The organism is Streptomyces sp. NPDC034049, from assembly GCF_055575575.1.
Window position 1 is genome coordinate 168,657 of the sequence record NZ_JBVISJ010000002.1, and the last position, 24,921, is coordinate 193,577.

Annotated in this window: 25 protein-coding genes; 14 read left to right on the plus strand and 11 right to left on the minus strand. The window is 69.2% G+C overall.

Features of this window, described 5'->3' with window-relative positions:
- Window positions 1–7: 7 nt before the first annotated feature.
- The 4 genes from ACZ52C_RS05540 to ACZ52C_RS05555 all read right to left on the minus strand — a co-directional run bounded on the left by ACZ52C_RS05540 (window position 8) and on the right by ACZ52C_RS05555 (window position 3,404).
- Window positions 8–580, minus strand: a complete 573-nt coding sequence (locus ACZ52C_RS05540) for a Clp protease N-terminal domain-containing protein (protein ID WP_469073542.1) — start codon at window positions 578–580, stop codon at window positions 8–10.
- Complete coding sequence (locus ACZ52C_RS05545; RefSeq protein WP_007384656.1) at window positions 580–789, minus strand: helix-turn-helix domain-containing protein; 210 nt, start codon at window positions 787–789, stop codon at window positions 580–582. The genes ACZ52C_RS05540 and ACZ52C_RS05545 overlap by 1 nt, the downstream gene beginning before the upstream one ends.
- A gap of 107 nt (window positions 790–896) precedes the next feature.
- The gene (locus tag ACZ52C_RS05550) at window positions 897–1,862 is read right to left on the minus strand and encodes a zinc-binding dehydrogenase (protein ID WP_192333016.1); all 966 of its coding nucleotides are present in this window, start codon (window positions 1,860–1,862) and stop codon (window positions 897–899) included.
- 300 nt (window positions 1,863–2,162) lie between these two features.
- Complete coding sequence (locus tag ACZ52C_RS05555) at window positions 2,163–3,404, minus strand: NAD(P)-dependent malic enzyme (protein WP_469073543.1); 1,242 nt, start codon at window positions 3,402–3,404, stop codon at window positions 2,163–2,165.
- A gap of 609 nt (window positions 3,405–4,013) precedes the next feature.
- Between ACZ52C_RS05555 and ACZ52C_RS05560 the strand changes: the two genes are divergently transcribed.
- Genes ACZ52C_RS05560 through ACZ52C_RS05570 form a run of 3 tightly spaced genes read left to right on the plus strand, consistent with a single transcriptional unit; the run spans window position 4,014 to window position 6,722 of the window.
- Window positions 4,014–4,976: an ABC transporter substrate-binding protein gene (locus ACZ52C_RS05560; RefSeq protein ID WP_469073544.1), complete on the plus strand. Its 963-nt coding sequence runs from the start codon at window positions 4,014–4,016 to the stop codon at window positions 4,974–4,976.
- 46 nt (window positions 4,977–5,022) lie between these two features.
- The gene (locus tag ACZ52C_RS05565; protein ID WP_469073545.1) at window positions 5,023–5,964 is read left to right on the plus strand and encodes an amino acid ABC transporter permease; all 942 of its coding nucleotides are present in this window, start codon (window positions 5,023–5,025) and stop codon (window positions 5,962–5,964) included.
- Window positions 5,961–6,722, plus strand: a complete 762-nt coding sequence (locus tag ACZ52C_RS05570; protein ID WP_469073546.1) for an amino acid ABC transporter ATP-binding protein — start codon at window positions 5,961–5,963, stop codon at window positions 6,720–6,722. The genes ACZ52C_RS05565 and ACZ52C_RS05570 overlap by 4 nt, the downstream gene beginning before the upstream one ends.
- 119 nt (window positions 6,723–6,841) lie before the next feature.
- Here the strand turns inward: ACZ52C_RS05570 and ACZ52C_RS05575 are convergent, their stop codons facing one another.
- Entirely contained in the window at window positions 6,842–7,600 is a 759-nt protein-coding gene (locus ACZ52C_RS05575) for a class I SAM-dependent methyltransferase (RefSeq protein ID WP_469074148.1), read from the minus strand.
- Between the two features lie 125 nt (window positions 7,601–7,725).
- Here ACZ52C_RS05575 and ACZ52C_RS05580 point away from each other — a divergent pair, with 125 nt between their 5' ends.
- Window positions 7,726–8,355 (plus strand): CGNR zinc finger domain-containing protein, encoded by a 630-nt coding sequence (locus ACZ52C_RS05580; RefSeq protein ID WP_469073547.1) that lies wholly within the window; start codon window positions 7,726–7,728, stop codon window positions 8,353–8,355.
- On the opposite strand, the gene sodX is transcribed toward ACZ52C_RS05580, so the two are convergent.
- Window positions 8,259–8,693, minus strand: a complete 435-nt coding sequence (gene sodX / locus ACZ52C_RS05585; RefSeq protein WP_469074149.1) for a nickel-type superoxide dismutase maturation protease — start codon at window positions 8,691–8,693, stop codon at window positions 8,259–8,261. The genes ACZ52C_RS05580 and sodX overlap by 97 nt on opposite strands.
- Before the next feature lie 145 nt (window positions 8,694–8,838).
- On the opposite strand from sodX, the gene sodN reads away from it, so the two are divergent.
- The 3 genes from sodN (at window position 8,839) to ACZ52C_RS05600 (ending at window position 12,697) form a co-directional block, all read left to right on the plus strand.
- Complete coding sequence (gene sodN, locus ACZ52C_RS05590) at window positions 8,839–9,234, plus strand: superoxide dismutase, Ni (protein ID WP_031140564.1); 396 nt, start codon at window positions 8,839–8,841, stop codon at window positions 9,232–9,234.
- Window positions 9,235–9,524: 290 nt separating this feature from the next.
- A complete protein-coding gene (locus ACZ52C_RS05595; protein ID WP_469073548.1) occupies window positions 9,525–10,415 on the plus strand; it encodes a hypothetical protein in 891 nt (296 codons plus the stop codon).
- A complete protein-coding gene (locus tag ACZ52C_RS05600; protein ID WP_469073549.1) occupies window positions 10,412–12,697 on the plus strand; it encodes a UvrD-helicase domain-containing protein in 2,286 nt (761 codons plus the stop codon). The genes ACZ52C_RS05595 and ACZ52C_RS05600 overlap by 4 nt, the downstream gene beginning before the upstream one ends.
- Window positions 12,698–12,869: 172 nt before the next feature.
- Here the strand turns inward: ACZ52C_RS05600 and ACZ52C_RS05605 are convergent, their stop codons facing one another.
- Window positions 12,870–14,225: a glycoside hydrolase family protein gene (locus tag ACZ52C_RS05605; RefSeq protein ID WP_469073550.1), complete on the minus strand. Its 1,356-nt coding sequence runs from the start codon at window positions 14,223–14,225 to the stop codon at window positions 12,870–12,872.
- Between the two features lie 183 nt (window positions 14,226–14,408).
- On the opposite strand from ACZ52C_RS05605, the gene ACZ52C_RS05610 reads away from it, so the two are divergent.
- From ACZ52C_RS05610 to ACZ52C_RS05640, 7 genes are all read left to right on the plus strand, one after another.
- The gene (locus tag ACZ52C_RS05610; protein ID WP_469073551.1) at window positions 14,409–15,431 is read left to right on the plus strand and encodes a LacI family DNA-binding transcriptional regulator; all 1,023 of its coding nucleotides are present in this window, start codon (window positions 14,409–14,411) and stop codon (window positions 15,429–15,431) included.
- A gap of 164 nt (window positions 15,432–15,595) precedes the next feature.
- Complete coding sequence (locus ACZ52C_RS05615) at window positions 15,596–16,951, plus strand: ABC transporter substrate-binding protein (RefSeq protein WP_469073552.1); 1,356 nt, start codon at window positions 15,596–15,598, stop codon at window positions 16,949–16,951.
- Window positions 16,952–17,077: 126 nt separating this feature from the next.
- Entirely contained in the window at window positions 17,078–18,064 is a 987-nt protein-coding gene (locus tag ACZ52C_RS05620) for a carbohydrate ABC transporter permease (protein ID WP_469073553.1), read from the plus strand.
- A gap of 2 nt (window positions 18,065–18,066) precedes the next feature.
- The gene (locus tag ACZ52C_RS05625) at window positions 18,067–18,975 is read left to right on the plus strand and encodes a carbohydrate ABC transporter permease (protein WP_469073554.1); all 909 of its coding nucleotides are present in this window, start codon (window positions 18,067–18,069) and stop codon (window positions 18,973–18,975) included.
- A gap of 34 nt (window positions 18,976–19,009) precedes the next feature.
- Window positions 19,010–19,435: a helix-turn-helix transcriptional regulator gene (locus tag ACZ52C_RS05630; protein ID WP_469073555.1), complete on the plus strand. Its 426-nt coding sequence runs from the start codon at window positions 19,010–19,012 to the stop codon at window positions 19,433–19,435.
- A 45-nt stretch (window positions 19,436–19,480) separates the two neighbouring features.
- Window positions 19,481–19,936: a VOC family protein gene (locus ACZ52C_RS05635; RefSeq protein ID WP_060883334.1), complete on the plus strand. Its 456-nt coding sequence runs from the start codon at window positions 19,481–19,483 to the stop codon at window positions 19,934–19,936.
- 118 nt (window positions 19,937–20,054) lie between these two features.
- Entirely contained in the window at window positions 20,055–20,897 is an 843-nt protein-coding gene (locus tag ACZ52C_RS05640; RefSeq protein WP_469073556.1) for a VOC family protein, read from the plus strand.
- Between the two features lie 57 nt (window positions 20,898–20,954).
- Here ACZ52C_RS05640 and ACZ52C_RS05645 read toward each other — a convergent pair whose 3' ends face one another.
- The 4 genes from ACZ52C_RS05645 to ACZ52C_RS05660 all read right to left on the minus strand — a co-directional run bounded on the left by ACZ52C_RS05645 (window position 20,955) and on the right by ACZ52C_RS05660 (window position 24,785).
- Window positions 20,955–21,368, minus strand: a complete 414-nt coding sequence (locus tag ACZ52C_RS05645; RefSeq protein WP_469073557.1) for a YciI family protein — start codon at window positions 21,366–21,368, stop codon at window positions 20,955–20,957.
- Window positions 21,369–21,425: 57 nt separating this feature from the next.
- Window positions 21,426–21,836, minus strand: a complete 411-nt coding sequence (locus ACZ52C_RS05650) for a hypothetical protein (protein WP_469073558.1) — start codon at window positions 21,834–21,836, stop codon at window positions 21,426–21,428.
- A 231-nt stretch (window positions 21,837–22,067) separates the two neighbouring features.
- Window positions 22,068–23,267 carry a family 2 encapsulin nanocompartment cargo protein polyprenyl transferase gene (locus ACZ52C_RS05655; protein ID WP_469073559.1) on the minus strand — a complete coding sequence of 400 codons (1,200 nt, stop codon included), beginning with the start codon at window positions 23,265–23,267 and terminating at the stop codon, window positions 22,068–22,070.
- Between the two features lie 111 nt (window positions 23,268–23,378).
- Complete coding sequence (locus tag ACZ52C_RS05660; protein ID WP_469073560.1) at window positions 23,379–24,785, minus strand: family 2B encapsulin nanocompartment shell protein; 1,407 nt, start codon at window positions 24,783–24,785, stop codon at window positions 23,379–23,381.
- Window positions 24,786–24,921: the final 136 nt, after the last annotated feature.

Sequence of the window (24,921 nt, forward strand, 5' to 3'; positions counted from 1 at the left end):
GCTCCCTTCAACCCGCCTTGGCCTCCCCCACCCCGTAGAGGACCCGCTCCAGCGCCTCGTACGTCACCCCGTGGTCGGCGAGGACCTCGGCCGGGACCCCGGGGCGGGTGGTGAGGGCGAGGAGGAGGTGCTCGTCGCCGATGTGGAGGTCACGGTGGGCGTGGGCGGTGCGCAGGGAGCGGGTGAGGACGTCCTTGGCATCGCGGGTGAAGGGACGATGCCCCGACGACCACCGCCGCCGGCGGCCCGTGGCACCCGGTTCCAACGCTCCGACCCCGTGGGCCTCTTCGACGCGGGAGACGATCTCCGAGAGGTCGATGCCGAGGCCGGAGAGGGCGTCCGTGTCCGCGCGGGAGAGGCCGCCCCGGCGGCGGGCCTCGGCGAGGGCTCGCGCGACGGAGTCGCGGCGCTCCTCGGCGAGCCCGAGCGCGCCAAGGGCGAACGAGGCGCGGCCGGCCTTCCTGTCCAGCAGGGAGAGCAGCAGATGCTCCTCGGTCACCTCCCCCGCACGGGCGCGTTCGGCGTGCTCGACCGCGCCCACTACCACGGCCCGGGCATCCTTCGTGAACCGCTCGAACATCAATGCCTCCCGTACTTCTTGTGGACGGCCTGCCTGCTGACGCCGAGTTCCGCGGCGATCTCCTGCCACGACCAGCCCTGGTTGCGCGCGCTGCGCACCTGCACCGACTCCAACTGCTCCAGCAGCCTCCGCAGCGCGGCGACGGCTCGCAGTCCGACCCGGGGGTCACGATCGCCCGCGCGCTCGGCGAGATCCGTTGCTTCGGTCATGACGTCAACCTACGTTGACACCATGGCCCATGTCAACCCTGGTTGACATGACGACGGCCGGCCCGGGTGTCCGGGCCGGCCGTCGTCATGTCGAGGGAGTCGACCCGTCAGGGGCTGGTGAGCACGATCTTGCCGAACTGGTCGCCCGCCGCGAGGCGTTCGAAGCCCTCGCGGGCGCGGTCCAGCGGCAGCACCTCGTCGATGACGGGGCGCACACCGGTCGCGGCGCAGAAGGAGAGCAGGTCCTCCAGTTCGTCCTTGGTCCCCATGGTGGAGCCGACGACCTTGAGTTCGAGGAAGAAGATGCGGGTCAGTTCGGCGTGGGAGGGGCGGTCGCCGCTGGTGGCGCCCGAGATGACGAGACTGCCGCCGGGGCGCAGGGACTTCACCGAGTGGGACCAGGTGGCGGCGCCGACGGTCTCGATGACCGCGTCGACGCGCTGCGGGAGCCGCGCCCCCGACTCCAGCGCTTCCACGGCGCCGAGTTCCAGGGCCCGCTTGCGCTTGGCCTCGTCCCGGCTGGTGGCGAAGACCCGCAGGCCCGCCGCCTTGCCGAGCACGATCGCGGCGGTGGCGACGCCGCCGCCGGCGCCCTGGACGAGAACGGAGTCGCCGGGGCGTACACCGGCGTTGGTGAAGAGCATGCGGTAGGCCGTCAGCCAGGCGGTGGGCAGGCAGGCGGCCTCTTCGAAGGAGAGCTCGGCGGGCTTGGGGAGGACGTTCCAGGTGGGGACGGAGACAAGCTCGGCGAAGGTGCCCTGGTAGCGCTCGGTGAGGATCGAGCGGGGTTCGTCCGGGCCGACGCCGTGGCCGGACTGGCCGATCACCGAGTGCAGCACGACCTCGTTGCCGTCCTCGTCGACGCCGGCGGCGTCGCAGCCGAGGATCATGGGCAACTTGTCCTCCGCGAGGCCGACTCCACGCAGGGACCACAGGTCGTGATGGTTCAGCGAGGCGGCCTTCACCTTCACGGTCGTCCAGCCGGGCCTCGGTTCCGGCGCGGGCCGGTCGCCCAACTCCAGTCCGTTGAGCGGTTGGTCGCGGTCGATGCGGGCGGCGTAGGCAGCGAACATGCGCCTGACCATAGGGGGATGCCGGACCCGATGGAACCGCGAAGCCCTGTGACACGCGTCCCGTCCCCCGAACCCCGCCCGCGGGCATGGGAACGGGGGTGCGTTGTCGGGTGCGGGTGAGTGGGGCTTCTCGCACAGTTCCCCGCGACCCTGAGATGGCCGCAGGCCATCAGGGGCGCGGGGAACTGCGCGAGAAGCCCCCACCGGACGGACGCTGGGGGTCAAAGGGGCGCAGCCCCTTGAGGATGGGACGGGTAGGGGCGGCGGGGGCGAAGAACGCACCCCCACCACCCCCACGGCTCAACGCCGAGCCACACCCTCCGCCCGAGCCGCCGCAGCCACCGCCGCGGTCACAGCAGGAGCAACCCGCTCGTCGAACGGCGACGGAATGACGTAGTCCGCCGCAAGATCGTCACCGACCACCGACGCCAACGCCTCCGCCGCCGCGATCTTCATCCCCTCGGTGATCCGGGAGGCCCGCACCTGAAGGGCCCCCGCGAAGATCCCCGGGAACGCGAGGACGTTGTTGATCTGGTTCGGGTAGTCGGAGCGCCCGGTCGCGACGACCGCCGCGTACTTGTGGGCGACGTCCGGGTGCACCTCGGGGTTGGGGTTGGCCATGGCGAACACGAACGCGTTCTCCGCCATGGAGGCCACCGCCTCCTCCGGGACCGTACCGCCGGAGACGCCGATGAAGACGTCCGCGCCCGCGAGGGCGTCCTCCAGGGAGCCCGACAGCCCAGCCCGGTTGGTGAGTTCGGCGAGTTCCCGCTTGACCGGCGTGAGGTCCTCGCGGTCCACGGAGACGATGCCCTTGCGGTCGGTGACCGCGACGTCGCCGAGACCGGCCTCCAGCAGCATCTTGGCGATGGCGACACCCGCCGCGCCCGCACCGGAGATGACGGCGCGCAGGTCACCCAGACCGCGCCCGGTCAGCTTCGCCGCGTTCCGCAGGGCCGCCAGCGTCACGACCGCCGTACCGTGCTGGTCGTCGTGGAAGACCGGGATGTCCAGGCGCTCCTGGAGCCGCTTCTCGATCTCGAAGCAGCGCGGCGCGGAGATGTCCTCCAGGTTCACGCCGCCGAAGGAGGGAGCGAGGCGGACCACGGTCTCGATGATCTCGTCGACGTCCGTGCAGGCGAGCGCGATCGGCACCGCGTCGACGCCGCCGAACTGCTTGAACAGGATCGCCTTGCCCTCCATCACGGGGAGGGAGGCCTCGGGGCCGATGTCGCCGAGGCCGAGGACCGCCGTACCGTCCGTCACGACGGCGACGACCGACGACTTCCAGGTGTAGTCGTTGACCAGGTCCGGCTGCTCGGCGATGGCGGTGCACACCCGCGCGACGCCGGGCGTGTAGGCGAGGGACAGGTCGTCCCTGTCCCGGATCGGCACGGTGGCCTGCACGGCCATCTTGCCGCCGCGGTGCAGGGCGAACGCCGGGTCGAAGGAGTCGAGGGAATTGAGGGGCTCCCCGCCGCCTTCCTGGCCCGTACTGCCGTCGCCGTTGTCGGTGCGAGGATTGACAATCTCCGCTGCCACTTTGTGTACCCCTTAGGTCTGCATGGTTTGAGGGTGACCGCTCCCGGTTCGGAGGCGGGCGGGCACCGCGTAAGGCCCAGGTCACCGGTACGTACGGCGACGCCTGCGGGCTCAGACGCGACGGGCGCGCCGCACACGCGCCCTGGGCCCCGGATGAGGGGTGTAAGGAACCTTCTTACCGGACGGACGGCGCCGACGACGAGTCCATACGTCTTCATACCTCGAAGGTCACAACTCGACGGTAATTTGAAGACGATCATGGTCGATTCGACTCATCGGCGGATGACAGGACACGTCGGGTCACATCACGACAAGTCCAGTACGGCCACGTGTGCGGGGTTCATGGCCGACCGCATCCTGAGATGCGCCGAAGATCTTCCGGTCGGAAGAGGGGGATCCCGCAGATGGTCCGGCGTGATCACCTGGTCCGCAGCGGTTCGTAGATCATTCGGGGGTCACCCGTTATCCGATTTTGACATGGCTGGTCATCTGATTGCACATGCCCGAATGGCAAGATGCCGTAATCACACGAGGTCGCCACACTCGAAGACGCGTGTTAATCGTCGACCTGTCGGCAACTCCACACCACCCCCGCCGGAGGAACCCACCATGACCGCAAGCACCACCCGTCGTACGACCGGCCTGCGTTCCCGTACAGCCGCGGTCGGAGCGATCGCGGTCGCGGGCACCCTGCTGCTCACCGGCTGCGGTGACCAGACCAAGAAGGAGGGCGGCTCCGAGAGCGCCTCCACCAGCGCGGCGCCGCTGGCGGACAAGCTCCCCGCCTCCGTCCGGGACAAGGGCGTCATCAACGTCGGTTCCGACATCGCCTACGCCCCGGTCGAGTACAAGGACGAGTCCGGCAAGGTCGTCGGCATCGACCTCGACATCGCCGCGGCGATGGGCAAGCAGCTCGGTGTGGACTTCAAGTTCCAGAACGCCACCTTCGACACCCTCATCGGTGGTCTGGCCGCCAAGCGGTACGACATCGCGATGTCGGCCATGACCGACACCAAGGACCGCCAGGAGGGCATCGACGCCGACACCGGCAAGAAGGTCGGCGCCGGGGTGGACTTCGTCGACTACTTCACCGCGGGTGTCTCGCTGTACACCAACAAGGGCGACGACCAGGGCATCAAGACCTGGGACGACCTGTGCGGCAAGACGATCGCCGTGCAGCGCAACACGTTCTCGCACGATCTCGCCAAGGACCAGGCGAAGAAGTGCAAGGACGACAAGAAGAAGGCGCTCAAGATCGAGGACTTCGCCACCAACCCCGAGGCCGAGACCCGGATGCGCTCCAAGGGCGCGGACGTCGTCTCCGCCGACTACCCGGTGGCGGCGTACTCGGTGAAGACCTCGGGCGGCGGCGACTACTTCCAGATCGTCGGCGACCAGGTCGAGGCCGGCCCCTACGGCATCGCCGTGGCGAAGGACAACACCGAGCTGCGTGACGCGCTCCAGGCCGCCGTCCAGGCGATCATCGACAGCGGCGAGTACGAGAAGATCATCAAGAAGTGGGGCGTCGAGGACGGCGCCGTCACCGAGGCCAAGGTCAACGGCGGCTCCTGATCACCGCGGTTCCTGATTCTCGGCTCGGTTCTGAAAGGCTCCACCCGTGACTGTTGACGTCAGCAAGACGGACGGTCCCTCGGACACGCCCCCCGCCGGCCCGGAGGCCCTCAAGGCCATTCCGGTCCGGCACCCGGGGCGCTATGTGTCCGCGGCCATCGCACTCGCCCTCCTCGGTTCGATCGTCTACGCGTTCGCGCAGGCCAAGAAGATCAACTGGGGTGCGGTCCCCGACTACTTCTTCGACGACCGCATCATCGAAGGCGTCCTGAACACCCTGCTGCTCACCGTGCTGTCCATGGTGATCGGCATCGTCGGCGGCATCCTGCTCGCCGTGATGCGGCTGTCCAAGAACCCGGTGACCTCGTCGGTGGCGTGGTTCTACATCTGGTTCTTCCGCGGCACCCCGGTCCTGGTCCAGCTCTTCGTCTGGTTCAACCTGGGCCTGGTCTTCGAGTACATCAACCTCGGGCCGATCTACAAGGACTACTGGTCGTCCTTCATGACGCCGCTGCTGACGGCGCTGCTCGGCCTCGGTCTCAACGAGGCCGCGTACATGGCGGAGATCTGCCGCGCCGGTCTGCTCTCGGTCGACGAGGGCCAGACCGAGGCGTCGCACGCGCTCGGCATGAGCCACGCGAGGACGCTGCGGCGGATCGTGATCCCGCAGGCGATGCGCGTGATCGTGCCGCCCACGGGCAACGAGGTCATCAACATGCTGAAGACCACGTCGCTCGTCTCGACGGTGCAGTACGTGGATCTGCTCAAGGCGGCCCAGGACATCGGCCAGGGCTCCGGTTCCACGGTGGAGATGCTGTTCCTCGCCGCCGCCTGGTACCTGATCCTGACCAGCATCTTCAGCGTCGGCCAGTACTACCTGGAGAGGCACTACGCGAAGGGGTCCTCCCGGTCCCTGCCGCCGACACCGATGCAGCGTTTCAAGACGGCCGTGCTGCCGGTGCGCCGTACGAAGGGAGTCCCGGCATGACCGCCATGGTGAAGGCCGAGGGCATCCACAAGTCGTTCGGCCCCGTCGAGGTCCTCAAGGGCATCGATCTGGAGGTGCAGACGGGCGAGGTCTTCTGCCTCATCGGTCCGTCCGGCTCCGGCAAGAGCACGTTCCTCAGGTGCATCAACCACCTTGAGAAGATCAACGCCGGCCGGCTGTACGTCGACGGCGAGCTGGTCGGCTACCGCCAGAAGGGCGACAAGCTGTACGAGCTGAAGGACAGCGAGGTCGCGCTCAAGCGCCGTGACATCGGCATGGTCTTCCAGCGCTTCAACCTGTTCCCGCACATGACGGCCGCCGAGAACGTCATGGAGGCGCCGGTCCAGGTCAAGGGCGTCAGCCGGGCCCAGGCCCGCGACCGCGCCCGTGAGCTGCTGGAGCGCGTCGGTCTCGGCGACAAGGCGGGCAACTACCCCTCTCAGCTCTCCGGCGGTCAGCAGCAGCGGGTGGCCATCGCCCGGGCCCTGGCCATGGAACCGAAGCTGATGCTCTTCGACGAGCCGACCTCGGCACTCGACCCGGAGCTGGTCGGCGACGTCCTCGACGTCATGCGCGACCTGGCCGAGTCCGGGATGACGATGGTCGTCGTCACCCACGAGATGGGCTTCGCCCGCGAGGTCGGCGACAGCCTGGTCTTCATGGACGGCGGTGTGGTGGTCGAGTCCGGCAACCCCCGTGACGTGCTGACGAACCCGCAGGAAGAGCGGACGCAGTCGTTCCTGTCCAAGGTCCTCTGACCGACCGGACACACGAGCGAACAGGGGCGGTACGGACATCCCGTACCGCCCCTCACTCGTGTCACGGGGCAGCCGTCGCGCCCGCCGGTCCGCCGCATCGCCGAACCAGCCGCATCGGGCTACTTCACCGCCAGCACCATCGAGTCCGAGGGCGAGCACCACACCGCGCGGGCCTCGGCGAAGCCCTGCTCACGCAGGACGCGGGCGTGCCAGTCGACGCTCTGGAAGTCGCCGTCGGCGTGCTCGCCGTAGATCTCGAAGCGGCGGGCGGTCGGCGCGGCGAGCACCGGGTCCTGGGCGGCGAGCTGCCACCATGCGGCCCAGTCGAGGGCACCGTCCGCCGTGGCTTGTTCCATACCCGCGTGCCGGTGCGCGCGCTCCGCCGCGTTGATCCGGGGCGTCGACTGGTCGATCATGTGGTCCGCGTTCATGAAGACACCGCCGTCGCGGAGGAGTTCCGCGACCCGACCGTAGAGGGCGGCGAGGGGTTCGCTGTGCAGCCAGTGCAGGGCTGTGGCCGTCAGGACGGCGTCGTACGAGTCGTACGGCAGCCGGTCCGGCCAGTCGGGGCCGGTGAGGTCGGCGGTGACGAAGGTGACCCGCCGGTCGCCCTCGAAGGTGCCCTCGGCGATGGCGAGGAGGGCCGGGTCGAGGTCCACGCCGGTGCTGACGGCGTTCGGGAACCGCGCGAACAGCCTGGACGTGATGGAACCCGTACCGCAGGCGAGGTCGAGCACGCGGGGTTCGGGGCCGGTGAAGGCCTCGACCATGTCGAGCATCACCCGGAACCGCTCCTCACGGTCCGGCAGATACAGCTCCTGCTGCCGGTCCCAGCTCTTCTGCCAGGCGTGCCAGTCGGTTCCGGCCGTGGTGGTCATGAGGTCCCCTTCCTCGGTGTACCGCTTGTACCGCTGCTTCCGACCCATACGTAATACCCTGTAAGCACGAGCAGTCATTACTTGACCCGCACCACGACATTAGAACGCCCTCGTAAGGACTACAAGTGGAACTGGCCCATTACTCGGACTACGCCGTACGCCTCGTCAACACCGAGGAGCCGGCCCGGGGCAAGGACACGCTCACCTCGGTCGAGGCCGTCCGCGATCTCTTCGGGCCCAGTCGGCAGGCGGCCCGGCGGGCGACGGACGCCGACGTCACCCGGTTCCGGTCGGTGCGGGCCCGGCTGCGCTCGGTCTTCGAGGCGGCGAACGACGGCGACGAGACCCTCGCCGTGGACCTGCTGAACTCGCTGCTGCTGGAGTTCCCGGTGAGCCCGCAGATCTCGGGGCACGACTTCCGGGACGACGACGGCCGCCCGCTGTGGCACATGCACCTCGCGGACCACCCGTCCAACGCGACGGCGGGCTATACCGCGATCGCCGCGATGGGCCTGGCCTTCCACCTCACCGAGTACGGCGTGGACCGGCTCGGCCTGTGCGAGGCGGCACCCTGCCGCAACGCCTACCTCGACACCTCCACCAACCGCTCCCGGCGCTACTGCTCGGACCGCTGCGCGACCCGCGCCAACGTGGCGGCCTACCGGGCCCGCAAACGCCTGGAGGCGGACCGATCGCCGAACACGGGCCGGGCCGCCGAGAACGCCCAGCGGGCGAGCGCGAACGGCGAACGCTGACCCGCGGGCCTCGGCCGGTAGCGGAACCGCACCCTCCCCAGCACCAGTTCGTCGGGGACGACCCCGTAGTCCGTGCTGTCCCCGCCCGCGTACGCGTTGTCCCCGAGCACCCACCACCCGTCGTCGCGCCGCTCGGCGATCCGTTTGACGACGAGCAGGTCCTGCTGGAAGGGATGGCGCAGCACGAGGACGTCTCCGACCCGCAGGCGGGCCCCGTAGTGGACGAGCAGTTGGTCACCGTGGCGCAGCGTGGGAACCATGGAGGGTCCCGTGACCTCGGCCACTCCGAAGGGCAGGAGGGCCCTGCCCCGCTCGCTCTCCTGCGACAGTTCCGGCATCCCCGGCACCTCCCCGGTCCGTTCCTCCACCAGTCCCAGTCTGACCCCGGACTTTTGTCCTAAGCCCATGGGGGCACTCGCGAAAACCTCTCTCGTAGGGAGTAATGTCCCACCTGAGAAGACGATCACGAGGAAGGAATGCTCCATGCTTTCCCGCCTGTTTGCCCCCAAGGTCAAGGTCAGCGCCCACTGCGACCTGCCCTGCGGTGTGTACGACCCGGCCCAGGCCCGCATCGAGGCGGAGTCGGTGAAGGCCGTGCAGGAGAAGATGGCCGCCAACGACGACCCGCACTTCCAGGCTCGCGCGACCGTCATCAAGGAGCAGCGCGCCGAGCTCGCCAAGCACCATGTGTCGGTCCTCTGGAGCGACTACTTCAAGCCCCCGCACTTCGAGAAGTACCCGGAGCTGCACCAGCTGGTCAACGACACCCTCAAGGCCCTCTCGGCCGCCAAGGGCTCGACCGACCCGGCGACGGGCCAGAAGGCGCTCGACTACATCGCCCAGATCGACAAGATCTTCTGGGAGACCAAGAAGGCCTGATCTTTGATCACGCCACGTGACCTGCGATTTCCTTGATCGCCAGGTCAACCGGTCCGCACCCGGTCCGCATGTCGCCGACACGGCGTCCATGACGGCCCGGGTGCGGTCTTGTTCCCGGCGACAGGTGGGCGTAGATCCGCAGCATGATGACGGCGGACGCGTAGCCCAAGGACGAGTTGGGCCTGCTTGACGCTCGCCCCGCCGACGATGAGGTCAAGGGCCGTGGAAGGCAGGGCAGTTGAACCTGCAAGCGGCTACGAAAGGTGAAGGCCGGGCTGTAGCATCCAGACGTGATGGACGCCACATCAGCACCTTTCCGCGAGTACGAGACCGGCTTGAGCGAGCAGCCCCTACGGCAGGGCGATGTACTGGAATTCCTCAAGGAGGAGGAATTTCCGGTTGGTTGGCGCGACACGATTGCCATTGTTGTGACCGCGAACTGCGACTTGTCCTTCGGGAAACACTGGGGAACAGTCACCTATGTGCCGGCGATCCCGTTCGACGTCTACGTCCAGCAATTCATTATTCCGAAGATCATCACCACGGAATGCACAAAGACAGAGAAAGCACTGCACGGCCTGTTCGCCCAAGAGGTGGCAACTGATTCCGTGGAACGCGCCCTGGAGATGCTGCACCTCGGCTACCCGATGGAGGAAATTTCGGTGCTGCTGCCCCCGGACAGCAACGAGCACCCACGCTTTGAGACCGCACTCCAGACCTTCAAGCTTTGCTGGACCGCTCAGGCCACCCTGAAGCAGTGCACGGACTCTTCGGAGTACTGGCACCACCTTGAGGCACTCAGCACTGATCTCGACAAACTGCGCAAGCCCAAGACGAGCAGCAAGGAGATGCTTCGCAAGGAAATAAGAAGCAGACTCAGAAGCTTCCCTGGCGACACCCTCTACCTGTCCGAGCCCGGTCCCGGCTATTCAGGTGGCTACGTCGTGATGTTGCGCCTCATCCGCAGCATCGAGGATTCCTCGGTAGCTCTGCGTCCGGCCGATGAATACCACTCCCCGGGGGAACATCGAGCACGACGTATCGCCCGTCTCAAGACCCTCTATTGTCACCGTGTCGTCCAGCAGATGGCCCAGGTTTTCACCGACATCGGCTTGCCCACCGACTACGAGGAAGCACGGGACTCCCACCTTGATGAATACGTTGAAAGTTGGGGCAAGTGACGTTGATCGTCTTTACAAGCAGCAGCCTTCCTGAATACATCGAGCACGGCCGTGTCGAAGGTTTCCAGTCGAATCCCGGGCCAGGGCTGCTGGGAGACAACCTGTTCCTGTCCGAGACGATGGACTGCCGCTTCTTCGTACGCCGCGAGGACGACCAGGACAGTCGATTGATCCTGGTGAACGACTGGTGCTGGGACCTGATCACAGACGACAACTCCACGGAGACGGCCACCCGTTTTCTGGAACGCATCGACCGGGCATCCCGCGCAATGGCGCATCCGCCCGTCTCCCTTCCGCACCAGTGGAGCAAGTTCTCGTACGAAAATTTCCTGGCCTTCTTCGCACTGCCCCGCAACATCAACCATGACTCGCTGCGATGGGTCGCCGAAGCCCTCCCAGGAGGACATGCGGCTTTCTGGTGGCTCACCGACCGGAGCGATCCGAAACCCCTTCAGAGCTTCACCATCGACCACGCGCCCGTCAGCGATGCGATCTACGGCTACCGCCAGGTGCTGGAGGCGGCCGTCCAGGCATTCAGCGGCGTCAAGGCAAAGCCCCAACTGTTGCAGCCCTCCATCGACCTGATGCGGGTGGGTGCGGGATCCGTCGCCCGGGAACGCTCGTACTCGGAGTGGCTTCCGCAGCTGACGGACGCCCAGCGGGACATTCTCGACAATGCATTGGCCGACCCGCTGAAGATCCGGGGTGTCGCCGGCTCGGGCAAAACCCTCACCCTTCAATTGAAGGCGCTGCACGAGCTGTACAAGTCTTCTCCGGCGGAGAGCAACGCCCAGAGCCCGGCGACCGGCGGCGCAGCCCTGCCGAGGATCCTGTTCCTCACGCACAGCTGGTCCATGGCGGAGCAGGTCGAGGAGGCGTTCAGACGCCTCGACGAGCGTGGGCTCTCCTCCAGGATCGACGTCATGCCGCTCCTCTACCTGAAGGAGTGGCTCCAAGGCCCCTTGTCCTCAGAGGTCGAGGTCCTCGGTGAGGACAGCCTGGACGGCAAGCAGCAGCAGATGCGCCTCATCAGCGAGGCTGTCGAGCACATCAAGTCCAGCATTTGGACGAGCTACAAGGCGAATGTCAGTGACTGGGTACAGCGGGGTGTCGACGCCGACCGGGACGACGCTGATCGACTCCGTCTGTGCTGGGCGTTGCTGCGTGAATTCGCTGAAGTCTTCGACTCGCGCGAGATCAAGACCCTCCCCAACGCACTGCAGAAGTACATCGATCTCCCTCGGGAATCGTGGATGGTACCACTCGAAACGAATGCAGACCGAGAACTCTCGTTCCGCGTCTACAAGTACTACGTCCGACAGTTGGTGGAGGAGGGCCTGGTCACCACCGACCAGGTAGTGGACGATCTGAGGAGGGATCTCGAGAAATACGAGTGGAACGCCGTCCGAGCCGGCCGTGGCTACGACATCGTCTTCGTCGATGAGTTTCATCTCTTCAGCGACCCCGAGCGCTACCTCCTGCATTTACTCACGCGTGAAGCGGAGAAGCCACCGCGCCTGGTCATGGCCATGGACCCGAGCCAGTCCGTTTTCCTGCTGCTCACCGGACTTGCCGAGACCGATATCAGCCGCACTACCAGCGCCATGATCCAGCGCGGGCAGACGAAGTCGATCGATTTGAAGACGACTCATCGATTCACCGAGCCCATCTTCAATTTCCTGCACTATTTGCACACACAGATGCCGAACGTGGTGGAGCTCGGACACGACTGGGTGTACGACGCGATCCCCGACTCCGGCAAGACCGGCCGAGAGCTGCCCAGAGCACGATTCGTCAGCCGTCACCAGTTGGCCCAGACCGGCGTCGCAGACGCTTTCGCCCTGCACGCCGCGAGCACTCAGGAACAGCGGGTGGCCCTCATCGGAATAGGGAACAGCGAGCTGGAGGAAATCCGAGAGGTCCTCAAGGACACGGGGCACTCCTCGGCCTCGTACGTCCTGATCGACGGAAGGGACGAGATCGAACGGCTGCGCTACTCCCGGCGTGCCCTCATCGTGACGGCGGCCGAGTATGCCGCCGGCCTCCAGTTTTCGCATGTCGTGGTGGTCGGGGGCACGAGCGGGAACCACGAGTACGGACATGGAACCAGCGCAATGCGGGCTCTGTACTCCCAGTTCTATCTGGCTGCGAGCCGTGCCGAGGAGCATCTGACCATCGTCGCCCCACAGGAGCAGGGAGGCTTCGGCGAAGTACTGGGCAAGGCCGTCGATGCCGATGTGGCCGTTACCGGTTCCCCCACCGCACCCAAGCTCCGGTCGTAGTGGAGGACAGGGGCACTCCAGAGCGTACGTGCCTCGTCAGGAAGTCCGAATTCTGCAAAACGGGGTGGACCCGGCCTGCTCTCGTCCGCACCCGGTCCGCATGCCGCCGTCCCGAACGACGGTGTGACGGGCCGGGTGCGGTCGTGTTCGGGGGCCGTTCGCCCGGTCGGAGTCAGGGGGCCGGGTCGGGGCCGGGCCAGATCGCCGACGCGTCGTCGCGGTCGGGGTCCGGGAGGCGGACGGGGCGGACGGGGACGGGGGTGGTGCGGCCATCGGTGGTGGCCGTCCAGGAGGCGGGGCGGCCGGAGTAGCCGAGGGCGGTCAGGGCGAAGACACCGTCCGCGTAGACCTCGACGTACTCGCCGACTGTCAGGATGCGCAGGGACGTGGGGGGTTCACGCAGGACCGTCTCGGCGAACAGGGCGCCGGCGGGGCCCGTGACGTGGAGCTTTTTGCCGTCGCAGATGACGGTGAGGGCCGGGCGGGCGGGGTCGGCGGTATCGGTGCGCAGGGCGATCTCGACGGGGCGGCCGGAGAGGGCGATGTCGCCGACCGCGTGGAGGGCCGGGGCGGTCGTCGGCTCGCCGAGCCAGGCGTCCAGGCCCGGCCACCAGGCCAGGTACGGGTCCGAACCGTCCGGTACGACCAGGGACTTGGGCTGGGCGAGCATGCCCCGGCAGGTGTCGCCGGCATCGGTGAGGCCGACCCGGCGCGGGGTCGTGTGCAGCACGACTCGGGCGCCGTCCGGGTCGGTTGTGACGCGGGGGGCGTACGCCCCGGTGGGGCCGAGCCCGCCGTGCCGGGTCCAGGGGCCGCGCAGACGGGGGGCGGTCCAGGCGTCGAAGCCGCGCGTCGCGCCGATCGAGCCCAGCAGGAGCCAGGTGCCGTCGTCGAGGCGCTCCAGGACGGGGCACTCCAGCTCGTCCACGTCACCCGGGGACACCAGCGGCGGGTGGACGGTCCAGTGCTCCAGGTCCGGTGAGGTGGCGAGGGCCACGCAGCCGCTGACCTCCACGGGGAGCGAGGCGTCGCTCGCGCAGATCACCATGACCCAGCCGTCGCCCTCGTCGTCGGGGACGACGAACGGGTCGCGCCAGCCCATGCGGTCGCCGGTGCGGTACCAGCGGGCGTCGGCCTCGACGACCGGCCCGGTGCCGTGGCGCCGCCAGCCCGTGCCGTCCGTGCGGTCGGACCGGGCGAGCCCGACGGACTGAAGGGGCCAGCCCTCCGGAGTCAGCCCGCTCACCCCCGTGTAGAACATCGCGCTCCCCGTGCCGAGGCGGATGGGGTGCATCGTCCACACCGCCTGCTGGTCGAAGCGGCCGGGCAGACCGTTGCCGAAGGCGGTGCCCGCGGGCCGCCAGCCGACCAGGTCGACCGAGGTCGCCCGACCGTAGGAGGTCTCCATCCGCAGATGGTCGAACTCGGCGGTCCAGGGGCCCTGGAGATGCAGCACCGTGTAGGTGCCGTCGTCCTCGCGGAGCAGGGCGAAGTCGTTCACGCAGAGGCCGGGCGGGGCGTATCGCATGCGCAGCAGTCCTGTCGGCTCGTAGCGCCCAAACGCGTGCGCTGACCATGGTTCGGAGAGATATCGCTTGAGAATCAGCGCAAGTAAAACTGAACGCAAACGCTTGCGCAACAAGGAGGCCGGGTTTACGGTCACGTCACCCCCAGACACACACCGACGTGAACCCGACGGGAGAAATCCGCCGTGACGGTCAGCATCACCGATGTCGCCCGCGCCGCCGGCGTCTCGGCGTCCACCGTGTCCCGCGCACTGCGGGGCCGACCGGGCGTCTCGGACGAGGTGCGCACCCAGATCGCGGCCGTCGCCGCACAACTCGGCTACACCGCCTCCCGTTCGGCGTCCAGCCTGGCCAGCGGGCGCACGTACACGATCGGGGTCGTCGCCCCGTACATCGGCCGCTGGTTCTTCGGGACCGTGCTGGACGCGGCCGAGCAGGTGTTCAGCGCCGCCGGTTACGACGTGCTGCTCTACAACCTGGGCTCGGCCGAGGCGCGCAAGCGGTTCTTCACCAAGCTGCCGGTGCGCAAGCGGGTCGACGCGGTGCTGTCGCTGCTCATCCCGGACGAGGACGAGTCCGCCGCGTTGCGCTCCCTCGGGGTGCCGCTGGCCTCCACGGTCGGCGGCGCGCGACCCGGCTTCACGGTGGTGGGCATCGACGACCGGGCGGGCGCGGAGAGCGCCGTACGGCATCTGGTGAACCTCGGCCACCGTCGGATCGGCATGATCTCCGGGGCCAGCGGGCCGCTGCACTGGACCACCCCCGTCGACCGTCGCGCCGCCTATCTGGCCGTCCTCGCCGAGGCCGGGATCGAGCACGATCCGGCGCTGGTGGCAGACGGCGACTACACCGTGGACGGCGGCGAGCGGGCGATGACCGAGCTGCTGGCCGCGTCCCGGCCGCCGACCGCCGTGTTCGCCCAGTCCGACGAGATGGCGATGGGCGCGTTGCGCGCGCTCAGACGGCATCGGCTCCGGGTGCCGGACGACGTGTCGGTGGTCGGCTTCGACGATCACGAACTCGCCGATGTGGTCGGGCTGACCACCGTCGCCCAGCCGGTCGCCGGTCAGGGCGCGGAGGCCGCCCGGCTGCTGCTGCGGCAACTGGACGAGCCGGGCGCCGAACAGCCGCCAGGACGGGTGGAGATGCCGATCCGGCTCGTCCTGCGCGAGACGACGGCACCGCCGCGCCCGCGCGGTCCCCAGTGACGTCCCGGACGACCCGTACACCCGCACGACCCGTACACCCCGCACGGCCCGCACGGCCCGTACGGCCTCAAGTCCCCGCCCGCCGAACGCCGTCGGGCCCGGCCGCCCCAGCACCCGAGAGCCCCCCGCACCTCGCACCCTCATCCCGCACGGAGGCACACACCATGAATCCGACCACCGGCTCGACCAGCAGAAGGTTCCGCCGCGCCGCCCGTACGGGAGTGGCCCTGACCCTTCCCCTGGCGGTGCTGGCCGCCTGCGGCGGAGGCGGTGGGGGCGACACGTCCGCCGAGGCCGGCAGCGGTGAGGGGACGATCAGCGTCTGGGCCCACCAGGGGCAGAAGAGCGAGGCGGAGGCGCTACAGAACGCGGTGAAGTCGTTCAACTCCTCGCAGAAGAAGGTCAAGGTCGAACTGAAGCTGATACCGGAGACCGACTACACCAAGACGATCACCGCGACGGACGCCGGCGAACTGCCGGACGTCATGGAGTTCGACGGCCCGACGATGGCGAACTTCGTCTACAACAAGAAGCTCGCCCCGATCGACGACCACGTCTCCGCCGAGACCCTCGCCAACGCGACCGACGCCAGCAAGGCGCAGGGCGAGATCGACGGAAAGCACTACGGCCTGGGCATGTTCGACTCCGGGCTCGGCATGTACGGCAGCAAGAAGCTGCTGGATGCGGCCGGTGTGACGTATCCGAAGGGCCTGGACGACGCCTGGACCGCGCAGGAGTTCGACGCCGCGCTCAAGGCGCTCAAGGCGAAGGACTCCGACGGCAAGGTCATCGACCTCCAGGAGGGCAACGGCTACGCCAACGAGTGGGGGACCTACGGATTCGCCCCGATCATCTGGTCGGCCGGCGGCTCCCTGCTCAAGGACGGCAAGGCGGAGGGCGCCCTCGACACCCCCGCCGTGGTGTCGGCCATGAAGACCTTCCAGTCCTGGAAGGCCGCGACGGACGCCAACACCGACGGCAACGCCTTCGCCAAGGGCCGGGTCGCCCTGAGCTGGGTCGGGCACTGGATGTACCCCGCCTACAGCGAGGCGCTCGGCGACGACCTGGTCGTGCTGCCGCTGCCCGACTTCGGCGACGGCCCGAAGACCGGCCAGGGCTCCTGGGCCTGGGGAGTCGGCGCGAACAGCAAGAACGCCAAGGCCGCGGGCGCCTTCCTGGACTTCCTGCTCGACGACACCAACGTCGGCGCCATGACGAAGGCCAACGGCGCGCCGCCGGCCACCAAGTCCGCGCTCGCCGCGAGCCCCCTCTACAAGCAGGGCGGCCCGCTCCAGCTCTTCGCCGACCAGCTCGCCAAGCCCTGCGGCGACAGTGAGATCAGCGCGTCGTGCGTCGCCGTCACCCGGCCGGTGACCGCCGGATACCCCGTGGTCACCGCGAAGTTCAGCGAGGCCGTGAACTCGATCTACGGCGGCGCCGACCCGAAGGAGGCCCTGGCGAAGGCCGCCCGCGCCATCGACCGGGACTTCTCGGACAACGCCGGTTACGAGATCCCGTAGCGACGCGCCCGGTCGGCCGCATCGCACCCATCGGTCCAGTCGAACTCAACGGGTTCAGCCGAACCCATCGGCCGGGGCGGGCGCGCACACCGTGTCCGTCCGCCCCTCCGGGAAGAGGACCCCTCCGTGAAAACCGTGGAACCCGCGCCCGCGGCGGCCCCAGGCCGGCAGCAGGCCGCAGCCCCCGGCACACCGGCCCGGCGGCCGTCACGCCGCGACCGTGAATGGCTGCCCGGACTGCTCATGTCCGCCCCCGCCGTCGCCGGACTGATCGCCTTCGTCGGCATCCCCTTCTGCTACGCCGTCGTGCTCTCCTTCTACAACGTGCGCCTCGGCTCCCCGCTGGAACCCACCTTCTTCGGGGTCGAGCAGTACCGACGGCTGTTCACCGACCCCGACCTCTCCGGCCCGTTCCTGCGGGCGCTGCTCAACAACCTGACCTTCGCCGTGGTCGTCGTCCCCCTCCAGACCGGCCTCGCGCTGGGCCTGGCGATCCTGCTGAACCGCAAGCTGAAGGCGATCGGGATCTTCCGGTCGGTGTTCTTCATGCCGGTCGTCTTCCCGATGGCCCTGGTCGCGGTGATCTGGCGGCTGATCCTCGCCCGCAGCGACCAGGGCATGCTCAACTCGGCGCTGGACGCGGTGAGTCTCGGCAACTGGGGCGCGTTCGACTGGCTCGGCGACGGCCTGACCGCCATGGCGTCGATCATCGTCCTCTCCGTCTGGCAGGGCGTGGGGTTCCAGATGGTCATCCTGCTCGCCGGGCTCCAGCAGATACCGGGCGAGCTCTACGAGGCCGCCCAGCTCGACCGGGCCTCGCGGTGGCAGCAGTTCCGGCACGTCACCCTGCCCGGCATCCGCTCCACGCTCGTCTTCGTCGTGATGCTCACCTCGGTGCTGTCCTTCCGCGTCTTCGACCAGGTGTACGTCCTGGTGAAGGGCGGCGGGCTCGACGAGGACGCGGCCCGCACGGTGATGTACCAGGCCGTCACCACCGCCTTCGACCAGAACAACATCGGCCAGGCGTCCGCGATCACCGTCGTGTTCTTCCTGATCGTCGTCGCCCTGACCCTGATCCAGCGCCGCGTCGTCCGGCCCGACAACGAGGACTGACCATGAGCACGACCACGAGCACGCACACCGGCGTGGGCACGGGCGTGGGCAGGGGCGCGGCCACGAGCGGCGGCCCGTCCCGCGGACGGCTGCGCCGCTTCCTCGACTACGCCGTCCTCTCCGTCCTGGCGTTCGTCTTCGCGCTGCCCGTCCTCTACCTCCTCCTCGGCAGCCTCAAGCCGTCCGACGAGGTCCTGAACGGGCTGTCCGGCTTCCTCCCCACCCAGCTGTCCTTCGACAACTACGCCGCCGTCCTCGACAGCCTGAACTCCGACAGCACGGGCTACTTCTGGCAGTTCATGGGCGTCTCGCTGCTGCTGGCGTTCGTGGTGGTGACCGGCGGTCTCTTCGTCAACTCGATGGCGGCGTACGGGCTCTCGCGGCTCAGGTGGCGGGGCCGGGAGGCAGTCTTCACCCTGGTCCTGCTGCTGATGCTGGTGCCGTTCGAGTCGGTGGCCGTGCCGCTGTTCTACATGTTCAACGACCAGCGCAACACGCTCTTCGTCCAGGCGCTCCCGTTCGTCGCCAACGCCTTCTCGGTCTACCAGTTCCACACGTTCTTCCGCTCGATCCCGCCGAGCATCGAGGAGGCGGCCCGGCTGGACGGCGCGGGCCCCTGGCGCACCTTCTTCGCGATCATCGTCCCGATGTCGAAGCCGGCCTTCGCCTCGGTCGCCATCCTGACCTTCCTCACCCAGTGGGGGTCGTTCCTGTGGCCGGTGCTGATGGTCTCCGACCCGTCGGTACGTCCGCTGCCGCTGGAGATGAGCGTCTTCCAGGGCCAGCAGCCCCCGGACTGGGGCCAGATCCTCGCCTTCGGCGTCCTCCTCGTCCTGCCGGTACTGATCGTCTTCGCCTTCTTCCAGCGGTGGTTCGTCCAGGGGGTGGCCAGCTCGGCGGTGAAGGGGTGAAGCGGTTGTCAGTGGGTGGTGCGATGCTGTGGGCATGAACCGGGACGATCTGGTGCGGCTGCGGCGGGCGCGGGACCGCATGGACCGCGAGTACGCCGAGCCGCTGGACGTGACCGCGCTCGCCCGCACCGCGCTGATGTCCCCCGGACACTTCCAGCGCAGCTTCCGCGCGGCCTTCGGCGAGACCCCGTACGGCTATCTCATGACCCGCCGGACAGAGCGCGCCAAGGCATTGCTGCGCCGCGGCGACCTCACGGTGACCGAGGTGTGCATGGCCGTCGGGTGTACGTCGCTCGGGTCCTTCAGCTCCCGCTTCACCGAGCTGGTCGGCGAGACCCCGAGCGCGTACCGGGCCCGCTCGCACGAGGAGGGCGCGGCCGTCCCCGCATGTGTGGCGAAGCGCCTGACCCGGCCGACCCGCCACCGCATACGCACGGCGGAACCGGGCAAGGCGTCCTAGGCCGTGCCCGGACGGGACTGTGCGGACACGACCTAGTGTGAGGACATGGCTACGAACGATCCGAACACCGCGCACGGCCTCCCCGCCCCGGACGTGAAGCTCGCCCAGTGCTTCCTCGCGGTCGACGACCATGACAAGGCGCTCGCTTTCTACCGCGACGTGCTGGGCATGGAGGTCCGCGGCGACGTCGGCTTCGAGGGCATGCGCTGGGTCACCGTGGGCTCCCCGCTCCAACCGGACGTCGAGATCGTCCTGGAGCCGCCCGCCGCCGACCCCGACATCTCCCCCGCCGACCGCGAGACCATCGCCACCCTCCTCGCCAAGGGCGTCCTGCGTGGCGTCAACTTCACCACCACCGACTGCGACGCCCTCTACGCCCGTGTCGAAGCCTCCGGTGCCGACGTCCTCCAGGCACCCACGGACCAGCCGTACGGTGTCCGCGACTGCGCGTTCCGCGACCCCGCGGGCAACATGCTGCGCTTCATGCAGCGCCGGGACTGATCACCCGGGCGCTCCGGCCGCCGCCCGGCGTCGAAACCGCGTTGCGCGCAGCGGGGCGGCGGGGGACGGTACGAGTCGTCCAGCCGTGGGGTTGGACCGTACGACAGGGAGCGGCGCTGTGGGTGGAGTGGGCCGGAACGGCAGTGGCGGCAGTGGCCTCGGGGACGACGGCTCGGGCGGCGGCTCGGCGCGCGGGGCCGGTGGGGCCGGTGGGGCCGGTGGGCCGATTCGGTGGACGTACGCGTTCGTCGACCGGCCGGCGGCCGTGTTCGAGCGGGCCTGTGCCTTCTGGACGGCGGTCACCGCGACGCGGCTGTCCGCGCCGCGGGGCGATCAGGGCGAGTTCGTCACGCTGCTGCCGGAGAAGGGCGACTCGTGCGTGAAGGCGCAGGGGGTCGAGTCGGGCGACGGCGGCGCCCACCTGGATCTCCTGGTCGAGGACGTCCACGCGCTCGTCGACCGGGCGGTCGACCTCGGCGCCGAGGTCGTCGCCCCGCACGACGACTGGGCGGTGCTGCGCTCACCCGCCGGGCAGCTCTTCTGCGTGGTGCCCTGGCACGGGGAGGCCGAACGGCAGCCGGTGGTCGACGGCAGCCGGCTGGACCAGGTGTGCGTCGACGTGACGCCGGCCGCCTTCGAGGCCGAGGTCACCTTCTGGACGGCCCTGACGGGGTGGGACTCCCGTCCGGGTTCCCGCCCGGAGTTCCATGTACTGCGCCCGCCGACCGGCCTCCCCCTGCGCATCCTCCTCCAGCGCCTCGACTCCCCGCGCCCGACCTCCGCCCACCTCGACGTCGCCTGCGCCGACGTCGACACCGTCCGGGCCCACCATGAGTCCCTCGGCGCCACCTGTGTGTCCCACCAGCCCCGCTGGACCGTGATGCGCGACCCGGCGGGCGGCACGTACTGCCTGACGGGCCGGGACCCGGAGACGGGCGGACTGCCTCCGACAGCGGGGTGAGAGCGAAGCCCCGGGCGCGTGGGGCCCGGGCTGGGGCTCGGGGCGCACACCCGCCGTTCAGATGTCCTCCGCCCCTTCCAGCACCGGGCGGATGACCACCGGGTACTCCTTGAGCCCCTCGGGGCCGGGGCACTGGGCGACGCGGGCCGCGATCTCCGTGACCCGGTCCAGGTCGGCGCAGTCGAGGAGCCAGTAGCCGGCGAGCAGTTCGGCGGTGTCCGGGTACGGCCCGTCCGTGACCACCGGTTTGCCGTCGGCGTCCGCCGTGACGAACCGGGTGCTCGCCGGCTCGGCCAGCCCCTGGCCGTCGAGCATCTCCCCGGTCTCGGTGAGGTCGTCGTTGATCGCGCTCATATAGGCGTACATGGCCCGCAACTGTTCCTGCGTCCAGGCGGGAGAGTGCTCGGAGGCAGTGCCCCGCATGCCCTCGTAGTCCGCCTGCGTGCCCTGGACCATCATCAGGAACTTCATGAGTCCGCTCCTTCGTCTGCCGCAGGCCTGAGCCGGGGCCGAGTCCGGACCGCCCGGTCAGGCCTTCTCCTCGGTCCTTGCCTCGGTCCTCGCCTCGGCCGGAGCCGCCGCGGCAGCCGGGGACGACTCCGTCACCCCGGCCGACTCGGCAGACTCGGCCGCCACCGCCCCGGCTTCCTCCGGGGGCTCCTCACGCCCGGCGTGACCCCCGTGACCGGCCTGACCCGCACGACCACCGTGACCGCCGTGCACGCCATGGCTCCCGTGCGTCCGCCGGGCCACCGCCCGGGGCTTCTCCGCGGCGGCCTCCGCGGCCTCGACGGCCTCGTCGACGTACGCCGCGCACTCGTGATTCCTGCACGGACTCGGACCCCACACGGGTACCCACGCGCCCAGCGTCTTGTGTCGCCGTACGACCGTGGCCACAGGCTGTCCGCAGACCGGGCAGACATGCTCGTCGATGCCCATGTGCCCAGGGTATGGCCGACGCGATCGGTGCGCTCCCCGCCGTGCACCGGCAATCTTCGCGGAGCCGACGCTCAGCGCTTCCTGCTCGTCCCCTAGCGACGAAGAACCGGCGGGCCCCGCACACCGTGGGGATGTGCGGGACCCGCCGGCCACCCGAAGGCACCGCCGCCGTGCGGGGTCAGGTCCGCACGGCACGACGCCTCCGGAGCATCGAGCGCCCCTCGGCCGACCTCAGCTGCTGCGGCGCGTCACGAACTCGGCCAGGGCGAGGAGTCCTCCGGCCGACTCCGGGTCCGGGACCGCGCGCGAGAGTTCGCGCATGGCCCTGGCCATGCGGTCGGCGGCCTGGATCTGCGCCCAGTCGCGCCCGCCGGCCCGCTCCACGACCGACGCCGTACGCTCCAGGTCCCCCTCCGCGAACGGCAGTCCGTACAGCTCGGCGAGTTCGGCGGCCTCCGGGGTGCCCGAGGCCAGCGCGGCGACCACCGGGAGGGACTTCTTGCGGACCATGAGATCCGCCCCGGCCGGCTTGCCGGTGTGACTCGGGTCGCCCCAGATGCCGATCACGTCGTCGATGAGCTGGAAGGCCAGCCCGGCCTCCCGCCCGAACGCGTCGAGGGCCTCGACGTCCTCCTCGCCGGCGCCCGCGTACAGAGCGCCCACCGCGCAGGCGCAGCCGAGCAGCGCGCCCGTCTTGGCCTCGGCCATGACGAGCACCTCGTCGAGAGTGACCTCCTCCGGCCGGCGTCCCTCCATCTCGGTGTCGGTCTGCTGGCCCGCGCACAGTTCGACGACACAGGCCGCGAGCCGGGCGGAGGCCGCGGCCGACGCCGGGTGCGGATCCTCGGCGAGCAGTCGCTGGGCCAGGGCCTGGAGCGCGTCCCCGGCCAGGATCGCGTCGGGGATCCCGAACACGGTCCACGCGGTGGCCCTGTGTCTGCGTGTGATGTCCCGGTCCATCACGTCGTCGTGCAGCAGCGTGAAGTTGTGCACCAGCTCCACCGCGGCGGCGGCCTGCACGGCGGCGGTCTCGCGCCCGCCGAGCGCGGCGACGGCGGCCAGCACCAGCGCCGGGCGTATCGCCTTGCCGGCGTTCCCCGTGACGGAGGTGCCGTCCGCGTCCTCCCAGCCGAAGTGGTAGCGCGCGACGCGGCGCAGCGAACCGGGTAACGACCCGACGGCGCGGCGCAGTTCGGGATCGACCGATGTCCGCGCCCGTTCCAGGATTCCCGCCGCCTCGTGTCCGTCGAGGCCGCTCGCCGCGCCCACCCGGCCGGCCGGTCCGTCGGCACCGGCGGCGGGCAGGTCCTTCTCCGGTTCCGTCTCCCCTTCCGGCTCCAGAGTTCCCCTCCGATTCCGCTCGACGACCACTGCGGGCCTCGGAACCGAGCCGGTGGGGCTCCGCTTCGTCTCCGTCACGGACTCACTCATGGGATCGCCCCGGGGAGGCCGCGGACGGTGGTGGTTCCGCCGGGTGGGCGCGGGTGCGCGCGGGGCGCCCCCGCCCTGGCGGGCGGGGACACGGCGTCCGGTCGGACAGGGTCACCGCCAGCGGCCGATCTCGACGTTCTCCAGCACGCCGAGCGCGTCGGGCACCAGGACCGCGGCCGAGTAGTAGGCCGTCACGAGGTACTTGATGATCGCCTGTTCGTTGATGCCCATGAACCGCACCGACAGGCTGGGCTCGATCTCGTCGGGGATGCTCGCGGCCCGCAGACCGATGACACCCTGGTCCTCCTCGCCGGTACGCATGGCGATGATCGACGTGGTCCTGGCCTCGGTCACCGGGATCTTGTTGCACGGGTAGATGGGCACGCCGCGCCAGGTGGGGATGCGGTTGCCGGCGATGTCGACGGTCTCCGGGACCAGTCCGCGCTTGTTCAGCTCGCGGCCGAACGCGGAGATCGCGCGCGGGTGGGCGAGCAGCAGCCTGGTGCCCCGGCGCCGGGAGAGCAGTTCGTCCAGGTCGTCCGGGCTGGGCACGCCGTCGTGCGGCTGGAGCCGCTGGTCGTACTCGCAGTTGTGGAGGAGGCCGAACTCCCGGTTGTTGACGAGCTCGTGCTCCTGGCGTTCCTTCAACGCCTCTACCGTCAGCCTGATCTGCTGCTCGGTCTGGTTCATCGGCTGGTTGTAGAGGTCGGCCACACGCGTGTGGATGCGCAGGACGGTCTGGGCGACGCTGAGTTCGTACTCGCGCGGCGCGGCCTCGTAGTCGACGAAGGTGTGCGGGATGTCCGGCTCACCGCTGTGGCCGGCGGCGAGGTCGATCTCCTTCTCGCCGTACTTGTTGGTGCGCTGCGACGGGATCGAGCGCTGCTCCTGAAGGTGCTCGCTCAGCGTCTCGGCGCGCTCGGCGAGTTGCTCGACGGCCTGGCGCGGCAGGACGAGCACCGTGCACGCGGTGACCGCGCGGGCCGTGTACTCCCAGATCGCGTCGGGGTCGAGCAGGGACTGCTCGCCGAAGTAGGCGCCGTCGGCCAGTACGCCGAGGACCGCGTCGTCGCCGTAGGGGCCGGTGCCGATCTTCTCGACCTTGCCGTGCGCGAGCAGGAACACCTCCTGCGCCTGGCTGCCGAATTCGGCCAGGACGTCGCCGGGCGCGAACTCCCGCTGCTCGCACCGCTGGGCCAGTTCGCCCAGGACGTCGATGTCCTCGTAGGTCCGCAGGGCCGGCAGTTCGCCGAGCTCGGCGGGGATGACGGTGACGCGGTCGCCGGTCTTCACAAAGGTGACGCGGCCGTCGCCGACCGCGTAGGTGAGCCGCCTGTTCACCCGGTACGTGCCGCCCTGCACGTTCACCCATGGCAGGGTGCGCAGCAGCCAGCGGGAGCTGATCTCCTGCATCTGGGGCGTGGACTTCGTGGTGGTGGCCAGGTTCCGGGCAGCGGCCGTGCCGAGACTCTGCTGCGGCCTGTCCTGCTGCGAGCGAACCTCTTCGCCTACCGACATTCGGATTCCCCTCCGGGTATGCACTGACAGCACTGATCGCGGTCACCGATCTCGCGATCCAGCCTTGCATCACGGAGCGTGCTGATGCTATTACCCGAAAGAGCGGGAATGGATCTTTGAAGACTGGGCATCTCCG

Bases quoted from the DNA above. Each gene is read 5' to 3' on its own strand.
- ACZ52C_RS05540 (WP_469073542.1), bottom strand. From the start codon at position 580: ATGTTCGAGCGGTTCACGAAGGATGCCCGGGCCGTGGTAGTGGGCGCG.
- ACZ52C_RS05545 (WP_007384656.1), bottom strand. From the start codon at position 789: ATGACCGAAGCAACGGATCTCGCCGAGCGCGCGGGCGATCGTGACCCC.
- ACZ52C_RS05550 (WP_192333016.1), bottom strand. From the start codon at position 1,862: ATGTTCGCTGCCTACGCCGCCCGCATCGACCGCGACCAACCGCTCAAC.
- ACZ52C_RS05560 (WP_469073544.1), top strand. From the start codon at position 4,014: ATGACCGCAAGCACCACCCGTCGTACGACCGGCCTGCGTTCCCGTACA.
- ACZ52C_RS05570 (WP_469073546.1), top strand. From the start codon at position 5,961: ATGACCGCCATGGTGAAGGCCGAGGGCATCCACAAGTCGTTCGGCCCC.
- ACZ52C_RS05575 (WP_469074148.1), bottom strand. From the start codon at position 7,600: ATGACCACCACGGCCGGAACCGACTGGCACGCCTGGCAGAAGAGCTGG.
- sodX (WP_469074149.1), bottom strand. From the start codon at position 8,693: ATGCCGGAACTGTCGCAGGAGAGCGAGCGGGGCAGGGCCCTCCTGCCC.
- sodN (WP_031140564.1), top strand. From the start codon at position 8,839: ATGCTTTCCCGCCTGTTTGCCCCCAAGGTCAAGGTCAGCGCCCACTGC.
- ACZ52C_RS05605 (WP_469073550.1), bottom strand. From the start codon at position 14,225: ATGCGATACGCCCCGCCCGGCCTCTGCGTGAACGACTTCGCCCTGCTC.
- ACZ52C_RS05615 (WP_469073552.1), top strand. From the start codon at position 15,596: ATGAATCCGACCACCGGCTCGACCAGCAGAAGGTTCCGCCGCGCCGCC.
- ACZ52C_RS05625 (WP_469073554.1), top strand. From the start codon at position 18,067: ATGAGCACGACCACGAGCACGCACACCGGCGTGGGCACGGGCGTGGGC.
- ACZ52C_RS05630 (WP_469073555.1), top strand. From the start codon at position 19,010: ATGAACCGGGACGATCTGGTGCGGCTGCGGCGGGCGCGGGACCGCATG.
- ACZ52C_RS05635 (WP_060883334.1), top strand. From the start codon at position 19,481: ATGGCTACGAACGATCCGAACACCGCGCACGGCCTCCCCGCCCCGGAC.
- ACZ52C_RS05645 (WP_469073557.1), bottom strand. From the start codon at position 21,368: ATGAAGTTCCTGATGATGGTCCAGGGCACGCAGGCGGACTACGAGGGC.
- ACZ52C_RS05650 (WP_469073558.1), bottom strand. From the start codon at position 21,836: ATGGGCATCGACGAGCATGTCTGCCCGGTCTGCGGACAGCCTGTGGCC.
- ACZ52C_RS05655 (WP_469073559.1), bottom strand. From the start codon at position 23,267: ATGAGTGAGTCCGTGACGGAGACGAAGCGGAGCCCCACCGGCTCGGTT.
- ACZ52C_RS05660 (WP_469073560.1), bottom strand. From the start codon at position 24,785: ATGTCGGTAGGCGAAGAGGTTCGCTCGCAGCAGGACAGGCCGCAGCAG.